The organism is Acidovorax sp. Root217, from assembly GCF_001428645.1.
Classification (GTDB): domain Bacteria; phylum Pseudomonadota; class Gammaproteobacteria; order Burkholderiales; family Burkholderiaceae_C; genus Acidovorax.
The window spans coordinates 44,054-68,583 of the sequence record NZ_LMIH01000011.1 but is presented as its reverse complement, the minus strand read 5'-3'; the positions used below and the strand labels follow the sequence as shown (position 1 = coordinate 68,583).

Annotated in this window: 17 protein-coding genes and 1 pseudogene; 4 read left to right on the top strand and 14 right to left on the bottom strand. The window is 64.6% G+C overall.

The annotated features are described in order from the left end of the window. Positions 1 to 3: 3 nt before the first annotated feature. The 5 genes from ASE31_RS09645 to ASE31_RS09625 form a co-directional block, all read right to left on the bottom strand. The gene (locus ASE31_RS09645) at positions 4 to 1,488 is read right to left on the bottom strand and encodes an NCS1 family nucleobase:cation symporter-1 (protein ID WP_057201441.1); all 1,485 of its coding nucleotides are present in this window, start codon (positions 1,486 to 1,488) and stop codon (positions 4 to 6) included. A 221-nt stretch (positions 1,489 to 1,709) separates the two neighbouring features. Beyond that, positions 1,710 to 2,402, bottom strand: a complete 693-nt coding sequence (locus ASE31_RS09640; protein ID WP_057201440.1) for a GntR family transcriptional regulator — start codon at positions 2,400 to 2,402, stop codon at positions 1,710 to 1,712. Between the two features lie 14 nt (positions 2,403 to 2,416). Beyond that, a complete protein-coding gene (locus ASE31_RS09635; protein WP_057201439.1) occupies positions 2,417 to 4,258 on the bottom strand; it encodes a methyl-accepting chemotaxis protein in 1,842 nt (613 codons plus the stop codon). Between the two features lie 171 nt (positions 4,259 to 4,429). Then, positions 4,430 to 5,281 carry a transporter substrate-binding domain-containing protein gene (locus tag ASE31_RS09630; protein WP_057201438.1) on the bottom strand — a complete coding sequence of 284 codons (852 nt, stop codon included), beginning with the start codon at positions 5,279 to 5,281 and terminating at the stop codon, positions 4,430 to 4,432. A gap of 2 nt (positions 5,282 to 5,283) precedes the next feature. Continuing rightward, a complete protein-coding gene (locus ASE31_RS09625; RefSeq protein WP_057201437.1) occupies positions 5,284 to 6,564 on the bottom strand; it encodes a C4-dicarboxylate transporter DctA in 1,281 nt (426 codons plus the stop codon). Between the two features lie 878 nt (positions 6,565 to 7,442). Here ASE31_RS09625 and ASE31_RS30985 point away from each other — a divergent pair. Then, positions 7,443 to 9,827 carry a P-loop NTPase fold protein gene (locus ASE31_RS30985; RefSeq protein ID WP_162261391.1) on the top strand — a complete coding sequence of 795 codons (2,385 nt, stop codon included), beginning with the start codon at positions 7,443 to 7,445 and terminating at the stop codon, positions 9,825 to 9,827. Positions 9,828 to 9,936: 109 nt separating this feature from the next. On the opposite strand, the pseudogene ASE31_RS09610 reads toward ASE31_RS30985, so the two are convergent. From ASE31_RS09610 to ASE31_RS09580, 7 genes and pseudogenes are all read right to left on the bottom strand, one after another. After that, positions 9,937 to 10,215 (bottom strand): annotated as a pseudogene (locus tag ASE31_RS09610) (gamma-glutamyltransferase); the annotation flags it as partial. A 268-nt stretch (positions 10,216 to 10,483) separates the two neighbouring features. Beyond that, positions 10,484 to 12,166, bottom strand: a complete 1,683-nt coding sequence (locus tag ASE31_RS33015; protein WP_057201433.1) for a sensor domain-containing diguanylate cyclase — start codon at positions 12,164 to 12,166, stop codon at positions 10,484 to 10,486. A gap of 351 nt (positions 12,167 to 12,517) precedes the next feature. Further along, positions 12,518 to 14,311, bottom strand: coding sequence for a gamma-glutamyltransferase (ggt, locus tag ASE31_RS09600; protein ID WP_057201432.1), 1,794 nt, complete (start codon positions 14,309 to 14,311; stop codon positions 12,518 to 12,520). Positions 14,312 to 14,484: 173 nt separating this feature from the next. Continuing rightward, positions 14,485 to 15,741, bottom strand: a complete 1,257-nt coding sequence (locus tag ASE31_RS09595) for an ArgE/DapE family deacylase (RefSeq protein ID WP_057201431.1) — start codon at positions 15,739 to 15,741, stop codon at positions 14,485 to 14,487. Continuing rightward, the gene (gene uraD / locus ASE31_RS09590; RefSeq protein WP_057201430.1) at positions 15,738 to 17,522 is read right to left on the bottom strand and encodes a 2-oxo-4-hydroxy-4-carboxy-5-ureidoimidazoline decarboxylase; all 1,785 of its coding nucleotides are present in this window, start codon (positions 17,520 to 17,522) and stop codon (positions 15,738 to 15,740) included. The genes ASE31_RS09595 and uraD overlap by 4 nt, the downstream gene beginning before the upstream one ends. Positions 17,523 to 17,527: 5 nt before the next feature. Beyond that, a complete protein-coding gene (gene puuE, locus ASE31_RS09585) occupies positions 17,528 to 18,496 on the bottom strand; it encodes an allantoinase PuuE (RefSeq protein ID WP_057201429.1) in 969 nt (322 codons plus the stop codon). Between the two features lie 4 nt (positions 18,497 to 18,500). Next, positions 18,501 to 19,190 carry a GntR family transcriptional regulator gene (locus ASE31_RS09580; RefSeq protein WP_057201428.1) on the bottom strand — a complete coding sequence of 230 codons (690 nt, stop codon included), beginning with the start codon at positions 19,188 to 19,190 and terminating at the stop codon, positions 18,501 to 18,503. Positions 19,191 to 19,280: 90 nt separating this feature from the next. Here ASE31_RS09580 and uraH point away from each other — a divergent pair, with 90 nt between their 5' ends. Then, positions 19,281 to 19,631: a hydroxyisourate hydrolase gene (gene uraH / locus ASE31_RS09575; protein ID WP_057201427.1), complete on the top strand. Its 351-nt coding sequence runs from the start codon at positions 19,281 to 19,283 to the stop codon at positions 19,629 to 19,631. Here the strand turns inward: uraH and ASE31_RS09570 are convergent. Continuing rightward, positions 19,628 to 20,179, bottom strand: a complete 552-nt coding sequence (locus ASE31_RS09570; protein WP_082604105.1) for an energy transducer TonB — start codon at positions 20,177 to 20,179, stop codon at positions 19,628 to 19,630. The two genes, uraH and ASE31_RS09570, sit on opposite strands and share 4 nt — an antisense overlap. 34 nt (positions 20,180 to 20,213) lie before the next feature. Between ASE31_RS09570 and xdhC the strand changes: the two genes are divergently transcribed. Further along, a complete protein-coding gene (gene xdhC, locus ASE31_RS09565; protein ID WP_200961094.1) occupies positions 20,214 to 21,068 on the top strand; it encodes a xanthine dehydrogenase accessory protein XdhC in 855 nt (284 codons plus the stop codon). 216 nt (positions 21,069 to 21,284) lie between these two features. Continuing rightward, the gene (locus ASE31_RS09560; RefSeq protein WP_057201425.1) at positions 21,285 to 22,580 is read left to right on the top strand and encodes a urate hydroxylase PuuD; all 1,296 of its coding nucleotides are present in this window, start codon (positions 21,285 to 21,287) and stop codon (positions 22,578 to 22,580) included. A gap of 13 nt (positions 22,581 to 22,593) precedes the next feature. Here ASE31_RS09560 and ASE31_RS09555 read toward each other — a convergent pair whose 3' ends face one another. Next, on the bottom strand, positions 22,594 to 24,465 hold the full coding sequence (locus tag ASE31_RS09555; RefSeq protein ID WP_057201424.1) for a phosphodiesterase: 1,872 nt from the start codon (positions 24,463 to 24,465) through the stop codon (positions 22,594 to 22,596). Positions 24,466 to 24,530 lie beyond the last annotated feature (65 nt).

Sequence of the window (24,530 nt, the reverse complement as noted above, 5' to 3'; positions counted from 1 at the left end):
GGCTCAGCTCTTTCGGTTCAATGCAAGGTAGATGACGAAGCCCAGGCCCATGCCGATGAACCAGGCGTAGTTGGCGGCCGGCCGCAGCACGGGCACCATGACGCACAGGATGGGCACCAGGGCCGATGGGATCAGCGTCCAGATGGCGCGCGGGTTGTAGCCCTTGCTGTACCAGTAGGCGCCGCGGCTGTTCATGGTGTACAGCTCGTCCACCAGCACCTGCTGGCGCCGCACGAAGTAGTAGTCGGCGATGAGGATGCCGAACAGCGGCCCGATGAACGAGCCCAGCACATCCAGCGTGTAGTGGATCACCTCGGGGTTGGCGTACAGGTTCCACGGCGTGATGAAGATCGAGCCCACCGCGGCGATCATGCCGCCCGTGCGCCAGCTGATGTGCTGCGGCGCCACGTTCGAAAAGTCGAACGCTGGCGACACGAAGTTGGCCACGATGTTGATGCCCACCGTGGCGATCATGAAGGTCAGCGCGCCCAGCACCACCGCCGTGGTGCTGTCGATCTTGCTCACGGTGTGCACCGGGTCGGTGATCAGTTCGCCAAACACCGGCAGCGTGGCCGCCGTGGTCACCACCGTCAGCAGCGAGAAGAACACGAAGTTGATGGGCAGGCCCCAGAAGTTGCCCTTCTTCACTGCATCAAAGCTCTTGCCATAGCGCGAGAAATCGCCAAAGTTGAGCATCGGCCCGCTGAAATAGCTCACCACCAGCGCAATCGCCGACAGCATCACCGGCAGCGCATCCCAGCCCTGAAACTTCACGCCCCCCAGGTTCAGGTCGATGTTCTTCCAGCCCGCCTTCCATACCAGCCAGCCGCACAGCACCGCCATCACCACGTACACGGCAGGTCCTGCCCAGTCGATGAACTTGCGGATCGCCTCCATGCCGTGCCAGAACACCAGCGCCTGCAGCACCCACATCACCATGAACGCCAGCCAGCCCAGGCTCGACAGCCCGGCAAACCCGTGCTGCGCCACATCGGCATACGGCGCCAGGTTCGGGAAAAAGTGCAGCGCCAACAGCAAGAAGGCGCCCGACGCCAGATAGGTCTGAATGCCATACCACGCCACCGCGATCAGCCCGCGGATGATGGCGGGGATATTGGCGCCCAGCACCCCGAACGATGCCCGGCAGATCACCGGGTAGGGCGTGCCCGTCACCTGGCTGGGCTTGGCTACCAGGTTGCAGAAGAACTGCACGATCACGATGCCCACCAGCAGTGCCACCAGCACCTGCCAGCTCGACAGGCCCAGCGCGAACAGGCTGCCCGCCGTGATGTAGCCGCCCACGCTGTGCACGTCGGACATCCAGAACGCGAAAATGTTGTACTGCCCCCAGGTCTGGCGCTTCAGGGGCGCCAGGTCTTCATTAGTCAGGCGCGGGTCGTAGCCCGGCTTGATCAGGGCGTTGTCATGGTGCGGCCCGGCGGGCGCTGTGCCCCCGGCCAGAGGGGTGCTGCTGACGGCTGTGTTCACGGGTGTCTCCTCGTGTGGAAAAGGACGGGTTCCAGACATCTGCGGCCTGGTTGAAAGTTGCACCCTATATTTGTATACAAAAAATGGATGCAATAAAACACCGTCTGAACGGGAAATGCCTGGGGTTTACCCGTGGGTGTTTCGCAGCGCCCAAAACAAAGCCGCCCGGGCCTTGGCGGCCGGGGCGGCAATGAGAGAAGGGGAAAAGGCGAGAGGGCGGTTCAGCCGTCCGTGCCAGCCCGAGGGCCCGCCAGCGGTGTCAGCGAATCGCGCAGCCGGTCGCGTACCAGCGGCTGCCCTGGGTTCAGGGCCGCTTCCACATGGCCGATGTGCGCCAGCAGCCGCTCGCGCGCCAGGGCCGTGTCGCCGGCTTCCAGCGCCTCGACGATGGACTCGTGCTCGGCGCACGACTGGCTGGCCTCGTGCCGCGACTGGTAGAGCGATGCCGCCAGCGTGGTGCGAGCCGTCAGGTCGCGCAGTATGTCGCTCAGGCTGCGGTGGCCCATGCTCTCGGCCAGGCAGACGTGGAAATCCGCCAGCAAGAAGGCGCGCGTCGCCGCGTCGGCCCCCTCGATGGCCAGTTGCTCCTCGGCAATATGGGCGCGCAGCCGGGGCGTCACCGACTGCAGCGGCCGCCCCGCATCGGCCAATATGCCCGACTCGATGATGCGCCGAGCCGAGAACGCGTCGCGCGCGTCCTCCACCGTGGGCTCCACCACGTACCAGCCCCGGCGCGGGCGCACCTCCACAAAACCGCGCGCCTGCAACTGCATCAGCGCCTCGCGCACCAGGGTGCGGCTCACGCCGAACAGGTCGGCCAGCTCCTGCTCGCCCAGGCGCTCACCGGGGGCGAGCTTCTGGGCCAGGATGGATTCCACCACCTGTTGTGCGATCTGGGTCTGGCTGATGCTCATGGGCGTGGTGGTCGTCAGTAGGGCGAGGCCGGCAGGCGGGCCCGGTTGGGCGCGGGGGAGGCTTCGAGGGTGAAGCCCGCCACCGTGCGCGACAGGTGGTGGGCCTGGTCGTTGAGCACTGCCGATGCGGCGGTGGATTCTTCGACCAAGGCTGCATTTTGCTGTGTCGCGCGGTCCATCTCTGCAACCGCCTGGTTGATCTGGCCGATGCCGGCACTCTGCTCGGTCATGGATCCATTGATTTCGCCCACGATCTGCGCCACGCGCTGGATGCTGTGCACGATCTCGTCCATGGTCTGGCCTGCCGCGCGCACACGCTGCGTGCCCGTGGCCACGCTGGCGCCCGAGGTGTTGATCAGCGCGCGCACCTCCTGCGCCGCCGTGGCGCTGCGGTGCGCCAGGCTGCGCACCTCGCTGGCCACCACGGCAAAGCCCCGGCCGTTCTCGCCGGCGCGCGCAGCCTCCACCGCAGCGTTCAGCGCCAAAATGTTGGTCTGAAAGGCGATGGAGTCGATCACGCCGATGATCTCGCCAATGCGGGCGGATGCGCTGGAGATCTCGTCCATGGTGCTCACCGCGCCGGCCACCACCTCGCCACCGCGCGTGGCGGCGGCACTGGCCGCGCGCGCCAGCTGCGCCGCCTGCGCAGCGGCATCGGCCGACTGCTGCACGGTGGCCGTCAGTTGCGACAGCGAGGCCGACGTCTCCTGCAGGTTGCTGGCCGATGTCTCGGTGCGGTGCGACAGGTCGTGGTTGCCGGCCTTGATCTCGTCGGTGGCCGTCTTCATCGACTCCACGCCTTGGCGCATGTCCAGCAGCACCGCACCGATCTTGTCCACGAAGGCGTTGAACGACGAGGCGATCTGCGCCACCTCGTCGCGCCCGGTCACGGGCAGGCGGTGGGTCAGGTCGCCGCCGCCGGAGCCGATCTCGTCCATCGCATCGCGCACCTGCGAAAGGCGCCGAAACGACTGCGCCGTGAGCAGCGCGCAGGCCCCGGCCGCCAGCAGCGCCAGCAGCACCGTGGCAATGGCCGATGCGCGCAGCACGCTGGCCAGCCCCGCCGTGGCTTCGGCCTTGTCCAGCGCCACCACCAAAAACCAGTCCGTGCCCGGCACGGGCAGGGCGCGCAGCAGCTTGGCGGCACCACCAAGGTCCACCTCCAGCGCATGCGTGGCGCCCGGCAGCGCCGCCACCACCGCCGGGGTCAGCGCGGGCGACAGCTCTGCCGCGGGCTTGAGCATGCGCTGCGCATCGGGGTGGGCCAGCACCAGCCCGTCCTTGTCGATCACCATACCCAGGCTGCTGGGCGTGGGGTGCACGGCAGCCACTACCTCCTGCACGCCCTTGAGCGGCACGGCCCCGCTCACCGCGCCCTGCGCCGCCCCATCGCGCACGATGGGCGCCGCGAACGACACGAAGGGCTCGCCCGTGGAGGCATCGCCATAGGGCTTGGTCACCACCAGCTTGCCGGCCGCCACCGCGCTCTGGTACCAGGGGCGTGCCGTGGGGTCGTAGGTGGGCGGCGTGGTGGCGCTGCTGGACACCCAGCGCTTGTCCTGCCAGCCCGCCGTGGTGACCGGGAAGCCGCCCGCCTTGTTCATGTGCAGCACGATGCCCCGGGGGTCGCCGGGCTCCACCGCAGCGGCGGTGGCCTGCACAGCCATGGCCTTGGCGGCCACCCATTTCTCGATGGCCAGCGTGTTGCCCGAAGCAATGGCCGCCAGGTTGTCCTCGATGGTCTGCAGCGTGGCCGAGCGCACGATGGAATAGGTGGCTGCCCCCGTCAGTGCCAGGGCGGCAGTGACGGCCACGGTGGTGATGAGCAGGATGCGGGTGCGAAGCGAGGTGATCATGGGGGGTGCTTCTGGCGGTGGATGGGAGGCGTGCCTTGATTCAGGCCGGGTGAAAAAGGGGGAGTTCCTACGTATCTGGATTCAGCCGCATAGCCAGGCGGGTGGCCGCAGACAGTGCTTCAGCACGGCAAGGCGATCCAACGACGCTGTCTGGTTGACGGCAAATCCGTATCAACCTTTGCCGTCGCGGAACATGTCGGGGGACAGACTGTGCTTGAACCACTGCATGGCATTCACCATCAGCGCCTGCGACGACCTAGCCTGCACCAAAAAGGCATCCACCCGCGCCAGCAGGCGCGGCTCGCGCTTGCGCACCCCTATGTGGCAAGGGCTTTGCCGCAGCACGGCTAGGCGGCGAATGCGCTCGCGCAGGGCCGTGTCGGGTATCGATTCGGCCACCACGTTGCCTGCCGCAAAGGCGTCGACGGCGTGGCGCACATAGGCTTCGAGCAGCGGGGCCGAGCTGTCGAACAGCACCGGCGTGGCCTGCGGCACCTGGGCCTTGAGCTCGGCTTCCTCCAGGCTGCCGCGCACCACGCCCACGCGCCGGCCCTTGAGCGCAGCGGCGGCATCGGCCGCGCCCGGGGCAGCGGCTTCGCCGAACACGCCGATGTAGGTCGGCGCATACGCGGCAGAAAAATCGATATCGCGCTCTCGCTCGGCCGTCTTGCCCAGGCTGGCGATGATGATGTCCACCCGGTCTTCCAGCAGGGCCGCCATGCGGTCACTGCTGGCCACGGGCACCGTCTTAAAGGTCACGCGCAGGTCGGCCGCCAGCATGCGCGCCACGGCAATGTCGAAGCCGTCGAGCACACCATTGCGTGTAAAGCCAAACGGCGGAAAGTCCTGCGGCACCGCCACGCGCAGCACCTTGCTGCGCAAGATGCGGTCGAGCTGGTCCGCTGGTGCGGCGCTGCCCTGTGCCAGGGCCGCACTGCCCCAGCCCAGGCTGCCCAGACCGGCAGCGGCAGCGCCGGTGAGCACCAACTGGCGGCGGTTCAGGGAATGATGGCGCGGCTGCACGCTCACTCCTTGAGCGATTCAACGGCCTTGCCGTCCAGCACCGCATGGGCGCGCTCGCGGTCAATGTCGCCCTCCCACGCGGCCACGGCCACCGTGGCCACGCAGTTGCCGATCAGATTGCCCAGGGCGCGGGCAATGCCCATGAACCAGTCCACCGACAGCACCAGCACCAGCCCGATGGCGGGGATGGCCGGTATCGCCTGCAGCGTGGCTGCCAGCACCACGATGGCCGAGCCCGGTACCCCGTGCGCGCCCTTCGACGTGACCAGCGATATCGCCAGAATCGTCAGCAGGTCGGCCATCGAAATCGGCGTGTTGGTCGCCTGCGCAATGAACACCGCCGCCAGCGTGATGTAGATCGAGAATGCGTCGAGGTTGAACGAATAGCCCGTGGGGATCACCAGGCCCACCGTCGAGTCGCGTATGCCCATGTGCTTGAGCTTGGCCATGATCTGCGGCAGCACGCTGTCCGAAGACGTGGTGGCAAACACCACCGCCAGCTCTTCACGCAGGTAGCGCAGCAGCTTGAACAGGCTGAAGCCCGACACCCGCATGATGGTGCCCAGCACCACCACCACGAAGATCGCCACCGCCGCATAGAACAGCACCACCAGCATGCCCAACTGCTTGAGCGAGCCAATGCCGTACTTGCCCACCGTGAAGGCAATCGCACCCAGCACACCCAGCGGTGCCAGCTTGATGATGATGCCCATGGTCTTGAACAGCACGTGCGACAGGTCCTCGATCAGCACCGTGACTCGCGCCCCTCGCTCACCCAGCATCGCCAGCGCGCAGCCGAACACGATGGAGAACAGCAGCACCTGCAGCACATCACCATTGGCAAATGCGCTGACCGCCGTGTTGGGGATCAGCTTGAGCAGAAAGTCGGTGAACCCGCCCCCCGTCAGCTTGCCCGCGTTCTCCACATAGGCGCCCATGGCCTTGGGGTCCAGCGCCTTGGGGTCCACGTTCATGCCCACACCGGGCTGGAACACAAAGGCCAGCACCAGCCCCAGCACCAGCGCCACGGTGGTCACCAGCTCGAAGTAGATCAGCGACTTCACCCCCACCCGGCCGACCCGCTTGAGGTCCCCCGTGCCCGCGATGCCATGCACCACCACGCAGAACACGATCAGCGGGATCAGCATCTTGATCAGCTTGATGAAACCATCGCCCAGGGGCTTGAGGGCAATGGCCGTGTCGGGCCACACCAGGCCCACCACCACGCCGGCTATGAGGGCCAGGACGACCCGGCCAAAAAGGGATTTGAAAAACCGCAGCATGCCCCGTCTCCTTCAGTTGTTTCTTGAAAGCAAATCTTGCATACAAGAAATGTAGGCAAGTTGGGGCGTGGGCGTATGAGGGTATGCCCGAGGCGGAGTCTCATAGTAAAAAAAGCAGGGGCAGGATTGCTACGATGGCGCAGAAATATGATTGAGAACACGTTTGAGGCCATGGCAAGCGTAGGCACAACGTGCCTTTATTGAGAAGACTAAACCGGCGATAGATGAACGAGGGAGGCGTTATGGAAGATGCGAGCAACCCCGAGCAGCCAGCGAGGGACGGTGTAGAACTAGGGCTTGGTGACCGAGGTGCGCGTGGGCCAGATCAGCCGACATCCCGCAGGTCTGGACCTGTGAACTTAGTCTTCCGCGAAGCTGCTGCGCAGCGAGAGTCAGGGCGAACAGTCCTTTCCGAAAATGAAACTACTGGCTCACCGTCCAGTCCGGTGACATCCCTTAGCGCCAACCACACAGCCGTTTACGATATTGAAGAGGCAGAGTCCGTGCGTGTTGAGACAGATGAGATAAACGCGAACGTCGGGCTACCATATGACGGAGCGCGATTACCGCCAATTGAGGTGAAAAGTAACGTCACTCTTGCAGATGTCACCAGCCAGGGTCGTGTTGAAGTGGATCGGAGTTTAGTCAACGAAGGCGCCGGCTCTGTTGAGCGAACAGAGGAATCCTTCACCGAGGGACTAGGCAGAGACCGCGTGCCGATTGCTTCTGGCGACCAGAGCGGCCAGTATCCATCTCCGAGTAGTAGCACCTCTACCAGCCACGCTTCTTCAAGTCGTCGTCACCGAGTTACCCCCGACGCTTACCCAGGGCTTCACAACGATGACTCTTCAACGGACGACCGTGTTGATAGCCTTGGCATGACTGACGACGCGAAAGCTTTCGCGCGAGTTGCGACATCCGTCAGCACCCCTCCTCCGTTAGCGATTGGCCTCCTCGGACCGTGGGGTGCAGGCAAATCCTTTTTCATGGAAATGATCCAAAAAGAGGTTGAAAAGCTCTCGCCCCCACCAAGTAAGAAGCCTATTCCAGCCCAAAGTGGCGAATTCCAGCGTAGCGTCATCCAAATCCGATTCAACGCCTGGCATTACCAAGAGGCAAATCTATGGGCGAGCCTAGTTGGCCATATTTTTCAGGAGTTGGCCAATGAGACCAGTCCCCAGAAGCGCGACGACGTTCTCGGTCGTCTAAACACAGCTCGCAGTCTCACGCTGGATGCCGCAGCGTCTCTTGTTCACGCGCTGCGCGAGCACAATTCGGCGGCGGAATCTCTCGAAGTCGCGAAGAGGGATCTTGCAATGGCTCGGGCGAAGGACATCAGTTCTGGGAGCCTATTCGTGCGAGTTATGAAAGACGCACTTAAGAAGTCGGGGGACGCAGAGATTGACGCTGCGAAGACGAAGCTCAAGGAAGCCGCCAAGAGCCTAGGCATCCCCGAAGTCGTAACTGCAACAAATGAACTGACGGAGGCTGGAATCGCATTGATGCGAGATGGGATTCAAGGAGCACAGGCTGCCAAGGCTATTGCGCAGAATCTGGGATCTGTCTGGCGGGCGATGCTGTTCCTCGTTGTAGTAGCCATTGCCCCCGTGGCCGTCGCGTGGGGTTTGAGTTGGCTCTTAGGTCATTTCGAAACCTTCGTTTCGTCGACCAGGAACTTACTTATCGGAGTCGCAGCCGCTGCAACGGCATTGACCGCTGCGGTCAACTTAATCGCCAAGCCTGTGGCTGCTGCGCTTGGAAAGCTTAAATCCGCCCAAGCCCTTTTGGAAAGTCATGTGGCTGCACACAATGCGGAGTATGAAGAGCTGGCAGAGCGGCATCGAGCACAAGCTGCAAAGGCAAAGGCCGATGTGGATGCCGCCAGTGACTCACTTCAAGCGACATCGAACCAACTATCGAAGGTGCGTGAAAGTCTTCATGGCCAAAGTCCAGCAAATCGACTCATCCAATTCATTCAAGCGCGAGCAGCCGAAGGTGATTATGCAAAGCACCTTGGAATAATATCTACTATACGGAAAGATTTCGAACAACTCTCTGCACTTTTGAGTCCACCGACGACGGAAAAAATTTTCGGTGATGTTTTGTCGGACTTTGATCAATTCAAAATTCAGATTGAAGCGCTCATCGAATCTGCGCAAGTGCCGGTTGCAGAATCGCACCCCGCTTCCACTCCTGATGGTGGAAATTTGGCGAATAAGCCGCCTCAGAAAAAGCAACTGCTGAAAGATTCGGATATTAAGCAACTGCGTGACCTGATCGCACCCATTGACCCGACAGCGATGCCGTTCAATCGCATTGTTTTGTACATTGATGATGTTGACCGTTGCCCGCCAGCGAAGGTGGTCGAAGTTCTCCAAGCGGTTCACATGCTGCTGGCTTTCAAGCTTTTCGTTGTGTTTGTGGCCGTTGATGTCGAGTGGGTAGGTAGTTCACTCGCTCATGAGTACAAGGGGATGCTTAAGGAGCTTGAGAGCGAAGGGCCTCTTACGTCTGCTGCGAGTTACCTCGAGAAGATTTTCCAAATTCCCTACTGGCTCCCCACCGTCACCATTGAGTCCGGTCAACGGCTCATCCAGCATCTGAATCCCTTGGAAACTTCAGCCAGCAAGCGGGCCGATGCAATGCAGGCAAGAGTTAGCAACAGGACAGCGACAGGAGACAAGTTCCCGGAGGACCCTGCTGACCCGTCGCTTTCGCCTACTCCCACCATGGTTGCCTTGGGCACTTCAGAGATTGAAGCCCTGAAGCGTTACTCGGAAATCATCGACTCGCCGCGCAAGATGAAACGCCTCATCAATGTCGCACGGTTTGCCAAGGCACGCGGCTATTTCGGGGATACGGAACTTGATGGCGACTCAGAATCGCCCATAAGAGCTAGGGCGCTAATTGCACTATTGACCTTGGCGACGGCATCGCCGGAGGCATTTTCCCAGTTTAGATATGTGCTTCAGCGAATGGAGAAGACAACGCTGATTATGTATGCATATGGGCTAAGGTCTAATGAGTTCTTGAACGCCAATCCACCCATGGCAAGGCTCGCCCACATAATGAATGCAGATCAGAATTTAGAGGTAATTCTGGAAAAGATGCTGGATTTCTACGAAATCGCAGCCCGCCTCTCTTTTGTCATCGCAGACAAGCAACCTGTTTATATTGCCCACCACGCCGTAGATTTCGCGTCGATGCCAGGTGGCAAGGTTCGTAAGGATTTATTGTGGCAGACTAGTGAGAGGTCTCAATGAAATGAAACATATCTATAGGGTGCTGGATGCGGAAAATAAAAAAAGCTGCACCGAGTAGCGGGTGCAGCTCTATTTTTTCAATGGGCCGTCCGACGGGTCAGCCCATTAATCAATACCCCAACGTCTTCCCATCCGGATTGCGCGGATCCGAGTGCCCATACATAGCCCCGCCCCGCAACTGGATCGTCTGCGTACGCCCCATAGAAGGCTTCACCGCGATGTTGTGGCCGCGCTGCGTGAGCAATGCCAGGGTGTCGGGCGACAGGCCCTTTTTCACGTGTAGTTCATCCGGCGTCAACTGGTGGTGCACTCGCGGTGCGGTGGTGGCTTCGGCGGGGTTCATCCCGAAGTCAATCGTGTTCACCAACGTCTGCAGCACCACAGTGACGTAAACCTTGGGGTACGGCAGCCGCGTTGGCCACAATGACGGGCAGGCGTTGGGGCTGGCTTGCAAGCCCGCCCAGGCCTTCATGCAACAAAGGGAAGAAAAACCTCCATGGGAATGGCCAGCTGTTTGCCTCGGTATCCCCTGAAGACCTTCTGCGCTACCAGGCCGATCCTTCCAAATTGCAGGAGTACCTGCATTCCGAAGCCGATGACCCGCCGGGCTGGTTCGATGTGGGGAAGGCTTGCCACACCAATGCTGTGCGGTGACCCTATGGTGCGTATTTCGGTCGCTGCTGATCAGCCGCGCAGGAAGTCGTCTCTGGCACCTTTTGTTGAAACACGCACACGCCCGATGACTGGCTTTTGGCCTGGTACATTGCGGTGTCTGCGGCGCGTAGGTATTCGTCCACCGTCGCCAGCCTGGATGCACTGCTGACAAGTCCAATACTCGCGCCACTGATCACGGTGTGTTCGCCGACCACATAAGGCGCTGCGAGGGCGGCGGCGATCTGTTGAGCGCGGTTGCTGGCTTCAGCTGGATCAATGGACTCCAACAGCACATTGAATTCGTCGCCACCCATGCGGGCGACCAGATCAACCGCCCGCACGCAGGATTCGAGCCGCCGCGCCACCTGTTGCAACAGCCGGTCGCCCACATGGTGCCCGTAGTTGTCATTGACGGCTTTGAACCCGTTGAGATCCAGCAGCAGCACGGCGAACATGGTGGCTCCATCGCGTGTTGGCACGCCATCACCATTCGCAGCCTCGTTCTGCTGCAGCGCCATGAGGTTCGCGAGGCGATCGCGGAACAACGGCCGGCCGGGCAAGCTGGTCAGCGCATCGTAGGAACTGCCACGGTCCGCCAGATCGCTCAACGAGCCCGCCATGCGCACCGCAACGCCGTCTTCAAACTCGGCGAGCCCGCGCCAATTGACCCACACCAGCCGTCCATCCGCGTGGAACGCGCGGAAATCCACCGAAAAGTTCGGGCTGTTCCCCGACAGATGCCTGCGGTAGGCCGCCTGCACGCGCACGCGATCTTCGGGATCGATGAGTTGCCCCAGAAAGCTCCAGCCGCCGTCGTGTACAAGATCGCCGCTACCCAGCCCGACGATCTGGTGAAAGCGCCCGGACACATGCAGGGCGTCAGTTCGCAAGTCCCAGTACCAGATGCCGTCATTGGATCCAAGGGTCGCCAGCGAATAGCGGTTTTCGGAGCGCAACAACTCAAGTTCGGTGTTCTTCTGCTGGGTGACGTCGATCATCAGGCCGATCATGCGGTTCGGCCGCCCCGGCTCGACCACTGCGCGGCACAGGTCGCGCACCCACACCACCTTGCCGGATTTTGCAATCAGCCGATAACTCATCTCGTAGGCATAGCTGTGCGTCGCGTTGTAGGCGGCATCATCGATAAGCACGGCCTGCGCGAGATCATCGGGATGCACATGCGCCCGCCAAAAGCCCGGGTCAGACCGCCACTCCTCCACGGAGAAACCGAACAAGCGTTCGACCTGCGGGCTAAGGAAAGTATTGCCCACGCCGATTTCAGCCTCCCAAACTACGCCATCAATGGTTTCCAGCAAGCGCAAAAAGCGCTGGCGAATCTCAACCAGCACCTGCTCGGTGACCTCGGTGATCTCGATCAGGACACCCTGGCGGCTGATCACCCGCTCCGCTGCATCCGTCTCCGGGTGGAGTTTCAGACGCACCCAGCGATAGTTCGCGTCGGCAAATCGCAACCGGAACACCGGCATGCCCGAGCGCATGGTGCCAATGTCGCCGGGATGCACAAATTCAAGCAGAGACCTGCCGAGCGCTGCCTCCACCGAATGGCCGGTGAGCGTTGTCCACGCCGGATTCAGGTAAGTGATCTCCCACAGCGCATTGGTCTGCACCACCGCCTCGGGTAGCAGTTGCAGCAGTTTTGCGGACGGCGTGAGAGTGGCAGGCATGCGGGGCTGTCGCAAAGGGAGTCAGGTGAAACCAACGGATAGGATAATCAACCACACCAGATCCAAGTATGGCAGGGGTTTTGGGCAGGCTCGTGCCATAAACCTGAAGCTCTCCGGCTTTTTGCCGATGCTGGCCATCACCATGGGCTTCTGCCTGGTGTTTGCGTTCTGCGCAGTCCGCTACGGCGATGATTTTTGGGCCAGTGTGTTGAGGCGATAGACCCGGCACAGGCACAACAATGACAAAGGCCACGCCCCTCACAGGGCGCGGCCTTTGTTCGTTGGTGCCTTGTTGGCTGAGCTATGGATCAACCATGACGGGCCTGCGGAGCGGGCAAGTCAGGCCGTGCATCAATACCCCAACGTCTTCCCATCCGGATTGCGCGGATCCGAGTACCCATACAACGCCCCGCCACGCAACTGAATCGTCTGCGTACGCCCCATCGACGGCTTCACCGCGATGTTGTGGCCGCGCTGCTTGAGCAGTGCCAGCGTGTCGGGCGACAGACCCTTTTCCACGCGCAGCTCATCGGGTGTCCACTGGTGGTGCACGCGCGGTGCAGCAGCGGCTTCGGCGGGGTTCATGCCGAAGTCAATCGTGTTCACCACCGTTTGCAGCACCGTGGTGATGATGCGCGCGCCGCCGGGGCTGCCGGTTACCAGGGTGGGCTTGCCGTCCTTCAAGACCAGGGTGGGGGTCATGGACGACAGGGGGCGCTTCTTGGCGGCCACGGCGTTGGCGTCGCCGCCGACCAGGCCGTAGGCATTGGCCACGCCGGGCTTGGCCGAGAAGTCGTCCATCTCGTTGTTGAGCATGATGCCCGTGCCCTTGGCGACGATGCCGCTGCCGAAGTTGGTGTTCAGCGTGTAGGTCACGGCCACGGCGTTGCCGGCCTTGTCCACCACCGAGTAGTGGGTGGTCTGGTCGCTTTCGTACGGCTGGGGCTGGCCGGGCTTGATGCTCTTGCCGCTGCGTGCGGTGTTGCCATCAATGCCCTTGGCCAGCGACTCGGCGTAGCGCTTGGAGGTCAGGCCCTTGAGCGGGATCTTCACGAAGTCCGGGTCGCCCAGGTACTCGGAGCGGTCGGCGTACGCCAGCTTCATGCTCTCGGCCATGTAGTGGATGGTCTGGGCGCTGTTGGGGCCCCACTGGGCCAGGGGCAGGGGCTCCAGCATGTTCAAGATCTGCACCAGGTGCGGGCCGCCGGAAGAGGGTGGCGGCATGGTCACGATCTCATAGCCGCGGTAGGTGCCGCGGGTGGGCACGCGCTCGGCCACCTTGTATTCGCGCAGGTCTTGCAGCGTGAGGGCGCCGGCGTGCGGTGCCATCTCGGCGGCGATCTTCTGGGCGATTTCGCCTTCATAAAACGCCTTGGCGCCCTGCTGGCCGATCAGGCGCATGGACTGGGCCAGGTCTTTCTGCACCAGCGCGTCGCCCACCTTCAGGGGCGCGCCGTTCTTCCAGAAGATGGCCTGGGTGGCGGGCCACTTGCCCATGTTCTTCTTTTCCTGGTCCAGTATCTTGGCCAGGGTCTCGCTCACCGGGAAGCCCTTGTCGGCCAGCTCGATGGCGGGGGCAATCACGCGCGATAGTGGCAGGGTGCCCCAGGTCTTGAGCGCATGCTCCATGCCGGCCACGGTGCCGGGCACGCCCACGGCGTAGTGGGTGAACAGCGACTTGCCGTCCACCACATTGCCCTTGGCGTCGAGGTACATGTCGCGCGTGGCCTTGTTGGGCGCCACTTCGCGGAAGTCCAGGGCCACGCTCTTGCCGGTCTTGGCGTCGTGCACCATCATGAAACCGCCGCCGCCCAGGTTACCCGCATTGGGCAGGGCCACGGCCAGCGCGAAGCCGACGGCCACGGCCGCGTCCACCGCGTTGCCGCCTGCCTTGAGGATGTCCAGGCCGATCTGCGAGGCCAGCTCCTGCTCGGTGGCAACCATGCCGTTGCGCGCCACCACGGGGTGGAACACGTCCATGTCGAAGTCATAGGCGGCGCTGGCGGCCTGTGCCGCTGCGGTCTGCTGCACGGCGGCCACTGGCGGGGCCGAAGCCGTAACGGCTGGGGTGGTGCTGCCGCAGGCGGTCAGGCTGGCCAGGGCCAGTGCGACGCTGCTGGCCAGCAAGGTGTGGCGGATGCTCATTGGTAGGTGCTCCTCTGTTATTGATCTTTATGTCTATCCGGGTCTTGGAATGACAAACGGGCGCACTCCTTTTGGAATGCGCCCGCAGCAAGTGTAGGACTGGCACGCATGGCGCGCCTGTACTGGCTTATGCCAATCAGATACTCACGCCATGCAAGGCGGGTATCGGTGGCTCAGGAAAGCAGGTCTTTGAGCGTGCGCGCAATCACCTTCGTCGCACGGCGCAGGTCTTCCAGGTCCAGGCGCTCGTCGGCGCGCTTGGCATGCGATTCGAGCACGGTGCGCGGGCCGGCGCCGTAGATCACGCCGGGGATGCCGCGCTCCACGTACAGGCGCACGTCGGTGTACAGGGGGGTGCCCAGGGCGGGCACGGGCTCGCCCAGCAGCTCCTGTGCGTGCTTCTGGATGGCATCGACCAGCGGCTTGTTGCCGGCCAGCGGCGTCATGGCGTTGGCCAGCAGCAGGCGGCGGATGTCGACCGAGATGCCGGCGCGCTCAGCCGCTGCTTGCTCGATCACGCTGCGGATGTTGGCTTCCACCTCCACCGGGTTTTCCTCGGGGATCATGCGGCGGTCGAGCTTGAACGTGACCTTGCCGGGTACCACGTTGGTGTTGGTGCCACCCTCGATGCGGCCCACGTTGAGGTAGGGGTGCTTGATGCCGGCCACGTTGGAGGTGACCTTCAGATACTCCTGGTTCTGCGCGTACAGCGCGTTCAGGATGTGCACGGCGCCCTGCAGTGCGTCCACGCCGGTGTGGGGCACGGCGGCATGGGCCATCTTGCCGTGCACCGTCACTTCCATCTGCAGGCAGCCGTTGTGGGCGGTGACCACCTCGTACGAGAAGCCGGCCGCGATCATCAGGTCGGGCTTGGTCAGGCCCTTCTGCAGCAGCCAGCCGGGGCCGAGTTCGCCGCCAAACTCTTCGTCGTAGGTGAAGTGCAGCTCCACCGCGCCATGGCTGGGCTTGGCCACGGCCTCCAGAGCGCGCAGCGCAAAGGTGAAGCTGGCGAAGTCGCTCTTGCTCACGGCGGTGGCGCGGCCGTACATCTTGCCGTCCACGATCTCGGCGCCGTAGGGGTCGTGCGTCCAGCCTTCGCCGGGGGGCACCACGTCGCCGTGGGCGTTCAGGGCGATGGTCGGGCCCTTGCCCTCAGTGCCGAACTTGCGGCGCACGATCAGGTTGGTGATCGACTCCATGCCGTAGGCCAGCACCTCGCCGGATGGCACGGCGTGCTTTTCGGCCTCGTAGCCAAAGTCCTTGAGCAGCTCGGCCGTGCGCTCGGCGTGGGGCGCGTTGTTGCCGGGCGGCGTGTCGGTGGGCACGCGCACCAGCGCCTGCATGAAGTGCACTTCCTCGTCGAAGTGCTGGTCGATCCACGCATCCAGGGCGCTGTAGGTGGAGGTCAGTGGAGCGGTGGTGGCGGTCATGCGGGGGTTTCCTCGGCGATCTGGTTCAGGACATGCGTGAAGGCGTCCACGGCCAGCTGCATGTCGTTGTTGGTGGTGGATTCGAGCGGGTTGTGGCTGATGCCGGCGTTGAGCCCGCGCACGAAGAGCATGGCCTGCGGCATGATTTCGTGCAGTTTCATCGCATCATGCCCGGCGCCGCTGGGCATGCGGAACACGGGCACGCCCAGGGCGTCCACGGCGCGCTCCCAGCGGTGCTGCCAGGCGGCGGCGCTGGGGGCGGCGGCGGCGCGCATCGATTCTTCCAGCGTATAGCGCATGCCGCGGCGCGCGGCGATCTGGCCCAGCTGGTCGAGCACGTCTTTCACCAGCGCATCGCGCTGCGGGTCGGTGGGGGCGCGCAGGTCCAGGCTGAACTGGCAGCGGCCCGGCACCACGTTGATGGAGCCGCCGGGCACGTTCAGCAGGCCGATGGTGCCCACCGAGTCGCCGTCCTTGGCGGCGCGCTGCTCGATGTACAGGGCCAGCTCGGCCACGGCCACGGCGGCGTCGCGGCGGCGGTCCATGGGGGTGGTGCCGGCGTGGCTGGCCATGCCGATCATCTCGCCCACATAGCGCACGCCGCCGTTGATGGAGGTGACCACGCCCAGCGGCAGGTCCAGCTCGTTGAGCACCGGGCCCTGTTCGATGTGCACCTCGATGAAGCCGAGGTACTGCGCGGCGTCGCGCTGCAGCTTGGGGATATCGGCGATGCACAGGCCGGCATGCTCCATGGCGGCGCGCATGGTCACGCCGTCGGCGTCCTTCTGGTCCAGCCAGGCGGGGTTGAAATGGCCGATGAGCGCGCCCGAGCCGAGGAAGGTGGCCTTGTAGCGCTGGCCTTCTTCTTCTGCGAAGCCGATGACCTCGATGCCGAAGGGCAGGCGCTTGCCGGCGCGGTGCAGCTCGCGCACGCAGGCCATGGGCACGAAGATGCCCAGGCGCCCGTCGTACTTGCCGCCGTTGCGCACCGTGTCGTAGTGCGAGCCGGTCATCAGGTACTTGCCTTGCGCTGCACCGGGGGCAGGGTGGTAGCGGCCCACCACGTTGCCCACGGCGTCGACCTCGACCTCGTCGAACCCGCAGTCGCGCATCCAGTGGCTGATGCGCTGGGCGCAGGCGCGGTGCGCGTCGGTCAGGTAGGTGACGGTGAGCTGGCCCTTCTCGGCAAAGCCGGGGTCCGAGTGCTGGGCCAGGGTCTCCTGCCAGTCCCACACGTCGTTGCCCAGTGCGGGCTCGGCGTCGAACTTGTCGTTCAGGCGGATCTCGGCGATGCGGTGGATGTTGCGCAGCGCCTCGGCCAGCTCGAAGTCGGGGTGGTTGTCCAGCCGGCGCGCAAAGGTGGCAATGATCTCCTGCCGTGGCAGGCCCGCGCCACGCGGCCCGCGCACCGCCAGGATGAAGGGGAAGCCGAAGCGCGTGTTGTAGTCGGCATTGAGCTGCTGGATGCGCGCGAACTCTTCGGGCGTGCACTGGGCCAGGCCGGCCTTGCTCTGCTCGTTGGTCGATTCGGCCGTAAGGCTGTTGGCCACCATGGCCTTGCCCGCGAGCTCGGGGTGGGCGCGGATCAGCGCCAGCTGTGCAGCCTGCGGCGCGGTGCGCACGGCGTGGGCCAGCGCGTGGCGCAGGTGCGCCAGCGAGCGAAAGGGGCGCTGGGCCAGGGCCTGCTCTGCGATCCACGGCGAGTGCTCGTACACGCCGTCCAGCCACTGCAGGGCGTCGGCCGGGGTGGCCGCGTTGAGTTGGTCAAGGGTGAGTGCCATGGTGGTCAGGCCTTGGTGGTGACAGTGGTGTCGTTGAAGGGGTGCACCTGGGCCCAGTGGCGCGCGATGTCCACGCGGCGTGCCACCCACACCTTGTCGTGCTGGGCGATGTGGTCCAGAAAGCGTTGCAGCGCCGTGATGCGGCCGGGGCGGCCGAGCAGGCGGCAGTGCATGCCGATGCTCATCATCTTGGGCGCGTTGTCGCCAGCGGGGTCGCCTTCGGCGTACAGGGCGTCGAAGGTGTCCTTGAGGTACTGGTAGAACGGGTCCGCGTGCGAGAAGCCCTGGGGCAGGGCAAAGCGCATGTCGTTGCAGTCCAGCGTGTAGGGCACGATGAGCTGCGGCGCCACGCTGCCGTCGGTACGCTGCACCTTCATCCAGAAGGGCAGGTCGTCGCCGTAGTAGTCGCTGTCGTATTCGAAGCCGCCGAAGTCGGCCACCAGGCGGTGGGTGTTGGGGCTGTCGCGCCCGGTGTACCAGCCGGTGGCGCGCTGGCCGGTCATGCGCTCGATGATGGCCATGGCCTCGGCCATGTGAGCGCGCTCCACCTCTTCGGGGATGTGCTGGTAGTGGATCCACTTGAGGCCGTGGCAGGCGATCTCGTGGCCCGCCTGCACAAAGGCCTGGGTCAGCTCGGGGTGGCGCTGCAGCGCGCTCGACACGCCGAACACGGTGAGCGGCAGGCCGCGCTTGTCAAACTCGCGCAGGATGCGCCACACGCCGGCACGCGAGCCGTATTCGTAGATGCCCTCCATGCTCATGTGCCGCTCGGGGTAGCTGGCGGGGTTGAACATTTCCGACAGGAACTGCTCGGAGCCCGCGTCGCCATGCAAGGTGGCGTTTTCGCCGCCCTCTTCGTAGTTGAGCACGAACTGCACGGCAATGCGCGCCTGGCCGGGCCACTGCGCATGGGGCGGGTTGCGGCCGTAGCCGACGAGGTCGCGGGGGTAGGGCAGGGTGGAGTCGTAGGTCATGGTGTCAGTGGACTTGCGAAGCGGTGACGGGGGCGAGCGCCATGGCCAGGTCGCTGGCGGGGCGCTTGCGGTCGAATGTCAGGCTGGCCTCGACATGTTCGAGGTGCGACTGCATGAGGGCCACGGCATGGTCTTCGTTGCGCGCGGCCAGGGCCGTCACGATTTCGCCATGCTCTTCGTGCGAGTGCTCGGCGGCGCTGGCCGACTGGTACATCAGCGTGATCAGCGCGCAGCGCGAGATCAGGTCGCCCAGCAGGTGGGCCAGCACTTCGTTGCCCATGAGCTCGGCCATGCGCACGTGAAAGTCGCCCAGCAGTTCGGTGCGGCTGCTGGCGTCGGCCGTGCCCATAGCGGCCTTCTCGCTGGCGACGTGGGCGCGCAGGGCCTTGATCTTGGCGGGGGTGACGCTGCGCACGAAGGCGCGGGTCATCTCGGTTTCGAGCATGCGGCGCACGGCGAACACCTGGCGCGCTTCTTCGACCGAGGGGGTGGAGACGAAGGCGCCGCGCGCGGGCTCCAGCGTGACGAGCTTGTTCTGCGCCATCTGGAACAGCGCCTGGCGCACCAGCGTGCGCGATACGCCGAAGTGGTCGGCAAGCTTCTGCTCGGCGAGCTTGGTGCCCGGCTGCAGGCGGTGTTCAACGATGGCGCGGGTCAACGCTTCGACGATGGCACTGGTGGATGAAGATTCCATGGCGACATGATAGGAGGATTGGCTAAAAGTGTATACACTTTTAGTCTACAGGTCGCGTTTTTACGGCCTCCATCCTTCAGGAGAATCCCTATGGGCTTGAGCACACATGTTCTGGACACGATGCACGGCTGCCCCGCCGCTGGCATGGAAGTGGCCCTGTATTCCACCCATGGCGACGCCGCCACCTTGCTGCAGCGCCTGGTGCTCAACCACGATGGCCGCACCGATGCGCCGCTGTTCGACAACGCCAGCGTGCGTGCCGGCACCTACCGGCTGCGCTTTGACGTGGCGGGGTACTTCAAGGCCAAAGGCGTCACTTTGCCCGAGCCGAACTTTCTGAACCAGGTGAGCCTGGACTTCGGCATTGCGCACGAAGACCAGCACTACCACGTGCCGCTGCTGGTGAGCCCGTGGAGCTACTCGACCTACAGAGGCTCTTAGAGCTGGCCTTCGGTGAGGGTATCGAGTTGGAACTTGCCGCTCTTGTCCCACAGCCAGGTTTCGGTGTAGGTCACCTTGCCCATGCGGGTGGGCACCGGGAAGGGGGCTGCGGCGCGAATGGTGCGCTCGATCTCCTTGACCACCTCGGGTGCATGGCGCGGGGCGCGCAGCCAGTTCACCCGCGTGACCTTGCCGGTGCGGTCGATGTCCACCTCGATCACGCCGATGGCGTACAGCTGGGGTTGCAGCTTGCCCTTGAAGATGCGCTCGGCGTTCAGGCCGTAGAGGTGGGTGGCGCCGTCCTGCCGGTAGGCGCGGGGCGTGGCGGCCGCCGAGGGGCGGGCCGAGCCCGCGGTGGCCGGCACCGGGCCCTTCACGCCCTGGATGTCGGTACTGGTGGGAGGGCGGCTCTCTGGCGTGGCTGGTGCGGGTGTGGATTCGGGCGCAGACTTGCAGGAAGCGACCAAGGCGCCAACAGCGGCCATGATGCCCGCCAGCAGCCAGTGGCGGCCTTTGCCGGGGCGTTGATTGGGCGGGGTATCGGGCATGGTGGGCTGGTGGTGTAACGAAAGGACGGCGGCAGTGGAGAACTTGCGTTTGTTGCTGGAAGGCCTTGCGGCCGAACCGGCGTGTCTGGTGACCGTGGAGTCTACCCAAGGCTCCGTGCCGCGTGAATCGGGCGCGTGGATGGCCGTGTTCGCAGACAGGTTGGTGGGCACCATCGGCGGCGGCCACCTGGAGCACCAGGCCATCGCCGAGGCGCGCCGCCGCCTGGCGGACCCTGGCGACCCGAACGACCCGGCACCGATGCGCTTTGCCCTGGGCCCGGCGCTCGGCCAGTGCTGCGGTGGCGTGGTGTACCTCGAATTCGAATGTGTGGCAGTGCAGGACGCACCGGTCCTGGCCCGGCGCCTGACGGCACAGCTGCACCCGGTGGCGCTGTTCGGCGGCGGCCATGTGGGCCATGCCCTGGCGCGTACGCTGGCGCCGCTGCCCTTTGCGCTGACCTGGATCGACAGCCGTGACTGGATTTTCCCCGCCGCGCTGCCGCCCAACGTGCACTGCGAACATTCCGAGCCCGTGCAGATGGCCGTGCCCACGCTGGCATCCGGCTCGCGCGTGCTGATCATGAGCTTCAGCCACGCCGAGGACCTGGACGTGGTGGCCGCGTGCCTCAAGCGCCAACGCGAGCGCGGCGACCTGCCGTTCATTGGGCTCATCGGCAGCAAGACCAAGTGGGCCACCTTCACCAGCCGGCTCACGGCGCGGGGCTTCAGCCCGCGCGAGCTGGCGCATGTGACATGCCCCATCGGCGTGCCGGGCATCCCCGGCAAGGAGCCCGAAGTGATTGCCGTGGCGGTGGCGGCACAACTCTTGCAATCAGTGGCGGCAGTCCAGGTTGTCGCAAATCCGCTTCAAGGGTATTCCCAGGCCTGATTGTTTCTCTACGGACTGGAATTGAGAACAGTTTTTGCATACACTTTCACCCGGGACCTGGCTGGCCGTTGCGGCACCGGTCCCATGGGTCGCAGCGGTGCCCCGGCAAGCCTGGTTTGCCATGGTGCGCGACCCCCTATTCTGCTCAGAGCGCCCGCAGTGGTGAGCAGGTTGTACAGCGGTGTGTTCCCCCCACACCGCCAAGGTTGAGAAAAAATGGAAAACTACCTTCTCGACTGGGCCAACCTGCTGCTGCGCTGGGTCCACGTCATCACCGCCATCGCCTGGGTTGGCTCGTCGTTCTACTTCGTCTTTCTGGACAGCAGCCTTACGCCGCCCGAAGACGAGGACCTCAAGAAGCAGGGCGTGAGCGGCGAGCTCTGGGCCGTGCACGGCGGTGGGTTCTACCACCCGGTCAAGTTCGCCGTCTCCCCGCCCGAGCTGCCCAAGCACCTGCACTGGTTCTATTGGGAAAGCTACAGCACCTGGCTCAGCGGCTTTGCGCTGTTCACCCTGTCCTACCTGTGGAGCGCGGGCACCTACCTGATCGACAAGTCGCGCATGGACTGGGCGCCGCCCGCAGCCATTGGCGCGGCGCTGGCCTTCTTGGTCGTGTTCTGGCTGCTGTACGACGGCATCTGCCGCATCTTCGGGCAAAAGAAGAACGGCGACGCCATCGTCGGCGGCCTGGTGCTGGTGCTGGTGTGCATCGCCTCGTGGCTGGCCTGCCACCTGTTCGCTGGGCGCGCGGCCTTTTTGCTGGTGGGCGCGATGATCGCCACCTCGATGAGCGCCAACGTGTTCTTCTGGATCATCCCTGGCCAGCGCACCGTGGTGCGCCAGATCCGCACCGGCCAGAACGTGGACCCGATCCATGGCAAGCGCGGCAAGCAGCGCAGCGTGCACAACACCTATTTCACGCTGCCGGTGATCTTTGCGATGCTGAGCAACCACTACAGCTTTACCTGGAGCCACCCGCAGAACTGGCTGGTGCTGATCATCATGATGTTTGCGGGCGCCGCCATCCGCCAGTTCTTCGTGATGCGCCACGGCTACAAGCTCGGCCGCAACCCGAACCCGCTGCCCTATGCGCTGGTGGGCGTGGTGGCCCTGGTCGGCGCGATTGTCTGGATGCGGCCCGCGCCGGTACCAGCGCCCGCGCCCGTGGCTGCCGCCAAGCCGGCGGCGGTGGCGGCCCCTGCGGCCTCCAGCGCCTCCACGGCTTCGCAGGCTGCGCCTGCTCCTGCGGCACCCGCTGCGGCCGGCGGGGGCAGCGACTTCGCTGCCGTGCAGACGGTGCTCGAACAACGCTGCTATTTGTGCCATGGCGCCCAGGTGCAGATGAAGAACATGCGCCTGGATTCACCGGCCCTGGTCAAGCAGCACGCCCAGGCGGTCTACCAGCAGGCCGTGGTGCAAAAGCTCATGCCCATGAACAATGCCACGCAGATGACCGACGCCGAGCGCGCGCTGATCGGCCGCTGGTTCCAGGACGGCGCGAAGGTGCCCTGATGCTGCGCTGATATCAGGCCGCCAGAACGCTTTGCAGAGCGCGCAGGGCGTTGTGCGGCGGCCCGGGCAGCTCGCCGCCGTGCAGCACCACGCCGGTGGATGCGAGCTTGGCCTCGTGCTTGGCCACGGCGGCCAGGTTGGCCACCTCTTCGGCATGGCGGTAGGTGCCGGGCTGTATGCGCACGGCGCCGATGGCCAGCGTGGTGCACGGAAAGAAGCGGCGCACGCCGTGGCGGTCTTCGGAGTGGATGCCGCCCATGGCACGTGCGCCGTCGTCGAACAGGGTGAGCGCCTCGCGCGCGAACTCGTCCACGATGTTCTTGCAGCGCTGCAGCCAGTTGCTGCTCTGGAAGATCAGCATGAAATCGTCGCCCCCCACATGGCCCACGAAGTCACGGCGCGCGTCGCAGTGCGTGGTGGCCAGGCGCGCCACCAGGCGGATCATTTGGTCGCCGCGCCAGTAGCCATAGTGGTCGTTGAAGGGCTTGAAGTTGTTCAGGTCCGCATAGCAGGCCACGAACTCGGTGCCGCTCTCCAGCAGGCGCTGCATGTGCATGCTGATGGGGATGTTGCCGGGCAGAAAGGTCAGCGGATTGGCGTGGCGAGCCGCCTCGATGCGTGTCTCGGTCACCGCGCGCACCAGTTGGTCGCCGGTGCCCAGGCCCACGTAGCGGCCGTTGTCGGTGACGATGTAGCCGTCGCTCAGGTAGCGCTGGTCCTGCGAGGTGAGTATGCCCACGAGCTGGTCCACGTCGCAGTCGAGCTCCACCACGCGCGGCGTGCTGTTGGCAAAGACGATGCAGGGCTTGCGGCCATGCACTTCGCGAAAGTACAGCGTGGCGTAGTGGTTCATGAACTGCTGGCGGTTGATCAACGCCACGGGGCGCGTGCCGTCCACCACGGCCAGCGCATGCAGGTCCACCCGCTCCTGCAGCAGGGCGGCCACCTCGTCGTTGCTGGTGGCCGGTGTCACAGTGGGCGCCTGCACCACCATCAGGCTGCGCAGAATGCCCGGGCGCGCCGTCTGGCCCAGGTGCGGCAGCACGGCGACGCGGCGGTCCTGCAGCACGTCGAGCGCCGGGCCGTCGATGGCTTCGCGCGGGGTGCGCGCCGGGCGGCCCAGCACCCAGCCCTGGCCGTAGGGGATGGCCAGGTCGCGCAGGGCGCGCAGGTCGTCGCGCGTCTCGATGCCCTCGGCGATCAGCGTGGTGCCGAACACGTCGGCAATGCCTTTGATGGCCTGCAGCATCTGCAGGTTCTCGGGGTGCTCGCTGATGTCGTGGATGAAATAGCGGTCGATCTTCACGAAGTCGGGCTTGACCTCGGACCACAGGCGCAGGCTTGAGCGCCCGTCGCCAAAATCGTCGAGCGCCAGGCGTGCGCCGCAGGCATGCACCTCGCGGATGGCTTCGCGCAGCGCGGGCATGTCGGTCACGCGCTCGTGCTCGGTGATCTCGAACACCAGCATGCGTGCGCTCACGCCGAAGCCGCGCACCGCCTCGCCCAGGCGGCGCTCGCCGCACAGGGCCACCGCATGCACCAGCGCATCGGCGCTGATGTTCACGAACAGACGGCCGGGCGCACCATGGTCGCCCCAGTCGCGCAGCGCCGTGAAAACGCACACCAGCTCGAAATCCAGCAGCAGGCCCTCGCGCCGCGCCAGGTCCAGCAGCACGTCGGGCGTGTGCAGGGCCGAGCCCTCGGGGCCGCGGATCAGGGCCTCATGGGCGAAGATGCTGCCCTCGCGCAGGTCCCCGAGCGGCTGGAACACGCAGTACAGGCCGCCATCGCGCATCAGCCGCGCCAGCGGTCCCGACCCCAGCCGCGCCGCAGGCGACAGCAGCGCCAGCATGCGGTCGAGACGTTCTTGCTTGGGATGCGCCATGGTTGCAATTTGTCACTTCTAAGGGGCTCACCATACCGGGCGGGTGTGACAGTTGCGTTACGACG

Coding starts and splice junctions, on each gene's coding strand:
- ASE31_RS09570 (WP_082604105.1), bottom strand. CDS start 20,179: ATGCCCGATACCCCGCCCAATCAACGCCCCGGCAAAGGCCGCCACTGG.
- ASE31_RS09635 (WP_057201439.1), bottom strand. CDS start 4,258: ATGATCACCTCGCTTCGCACCCGCATCCTGCTCATCACCACCGTGGCC.
- puuE (WP_057201429.1), bottom strand. CDS start 18,496: ATGACCTACGACTCCACCCTGCCCTACCCCCGCGACCTCGTCGGCTAC.
- ASE31_RS33015 (WP_057201433.1), bottom strand. CDS start 12,166: ATGCCTGCCACTCTCACGCCGTCCGCAAAACTGCTGCAACTGCTACCC.
- uraD (WP_057201430.1), bottom strand. CDS start 17,522: ATGGCACTCACCCTTGACCAACTCAACGCGGCCACCCCGGCCGACGCC.
- ASE31_RS09580 (WP_057201428.1), bottom strand. CDS start 19,190: ATGGAATCTTCATCCACCAGTGCCATCGTCGAAGCGTTGACCCGCGCC.
- ASE31_RS09560 (WP_057201425.1), top strand. CDS start 21,285: ATGGAAAACTACCTTCTCGACTGGGCCAACCTGCTGCTGCGCTGGGTC.
- ASE31_RS09555 (WP_057201424.1), bottom strand. CDS start 24,465: ATGGCGCATCCCAAGCAAGAACGTCTCGACCGCATGCTGGCGCTGCTG.
- ggt (WP_057201432.1), bottom strand. CDS start 14,311: ATGAGCATCCGCCACACCTTGCTGGCCAGCAGCGTCGCACTGGCCCTG.
- uraH (WP_057201427.1), top strand. CDS start 19,281: ATGGGCTTGAGCACACATGTTCTGGACACGATGCACGGCTGCCCCGCC.
- ASE31_RS09640 (WP_057201440.1), bottom strand. CDS start 2,402: ATGAGCATCAGCCAGACCCAGATCGCACAACAGGTGGTGGAATCCATC.
- ASE31_RS30985 (WP_162261391.1), top strand. CDS start 7,443: ATGACTGACGACGCGAAAGCTTTCGCGCGAGTTGCGACATCCGTCAGC.
- ASE31_RS09595 (WP_057201431.1), bottom strand. CDS start 15,741: ATGACCGCCACCACCGCTCCACTGACCTCCACCTACAGCGCCCTGGAT.
- ASE31_RS09625 (WP_057201437.1), bottom strand. CDS start 6,564: ATGCTGCGGTTTTTCAAATCCCTTTTTGGCCGGGTCGTCCTGGCCCTC.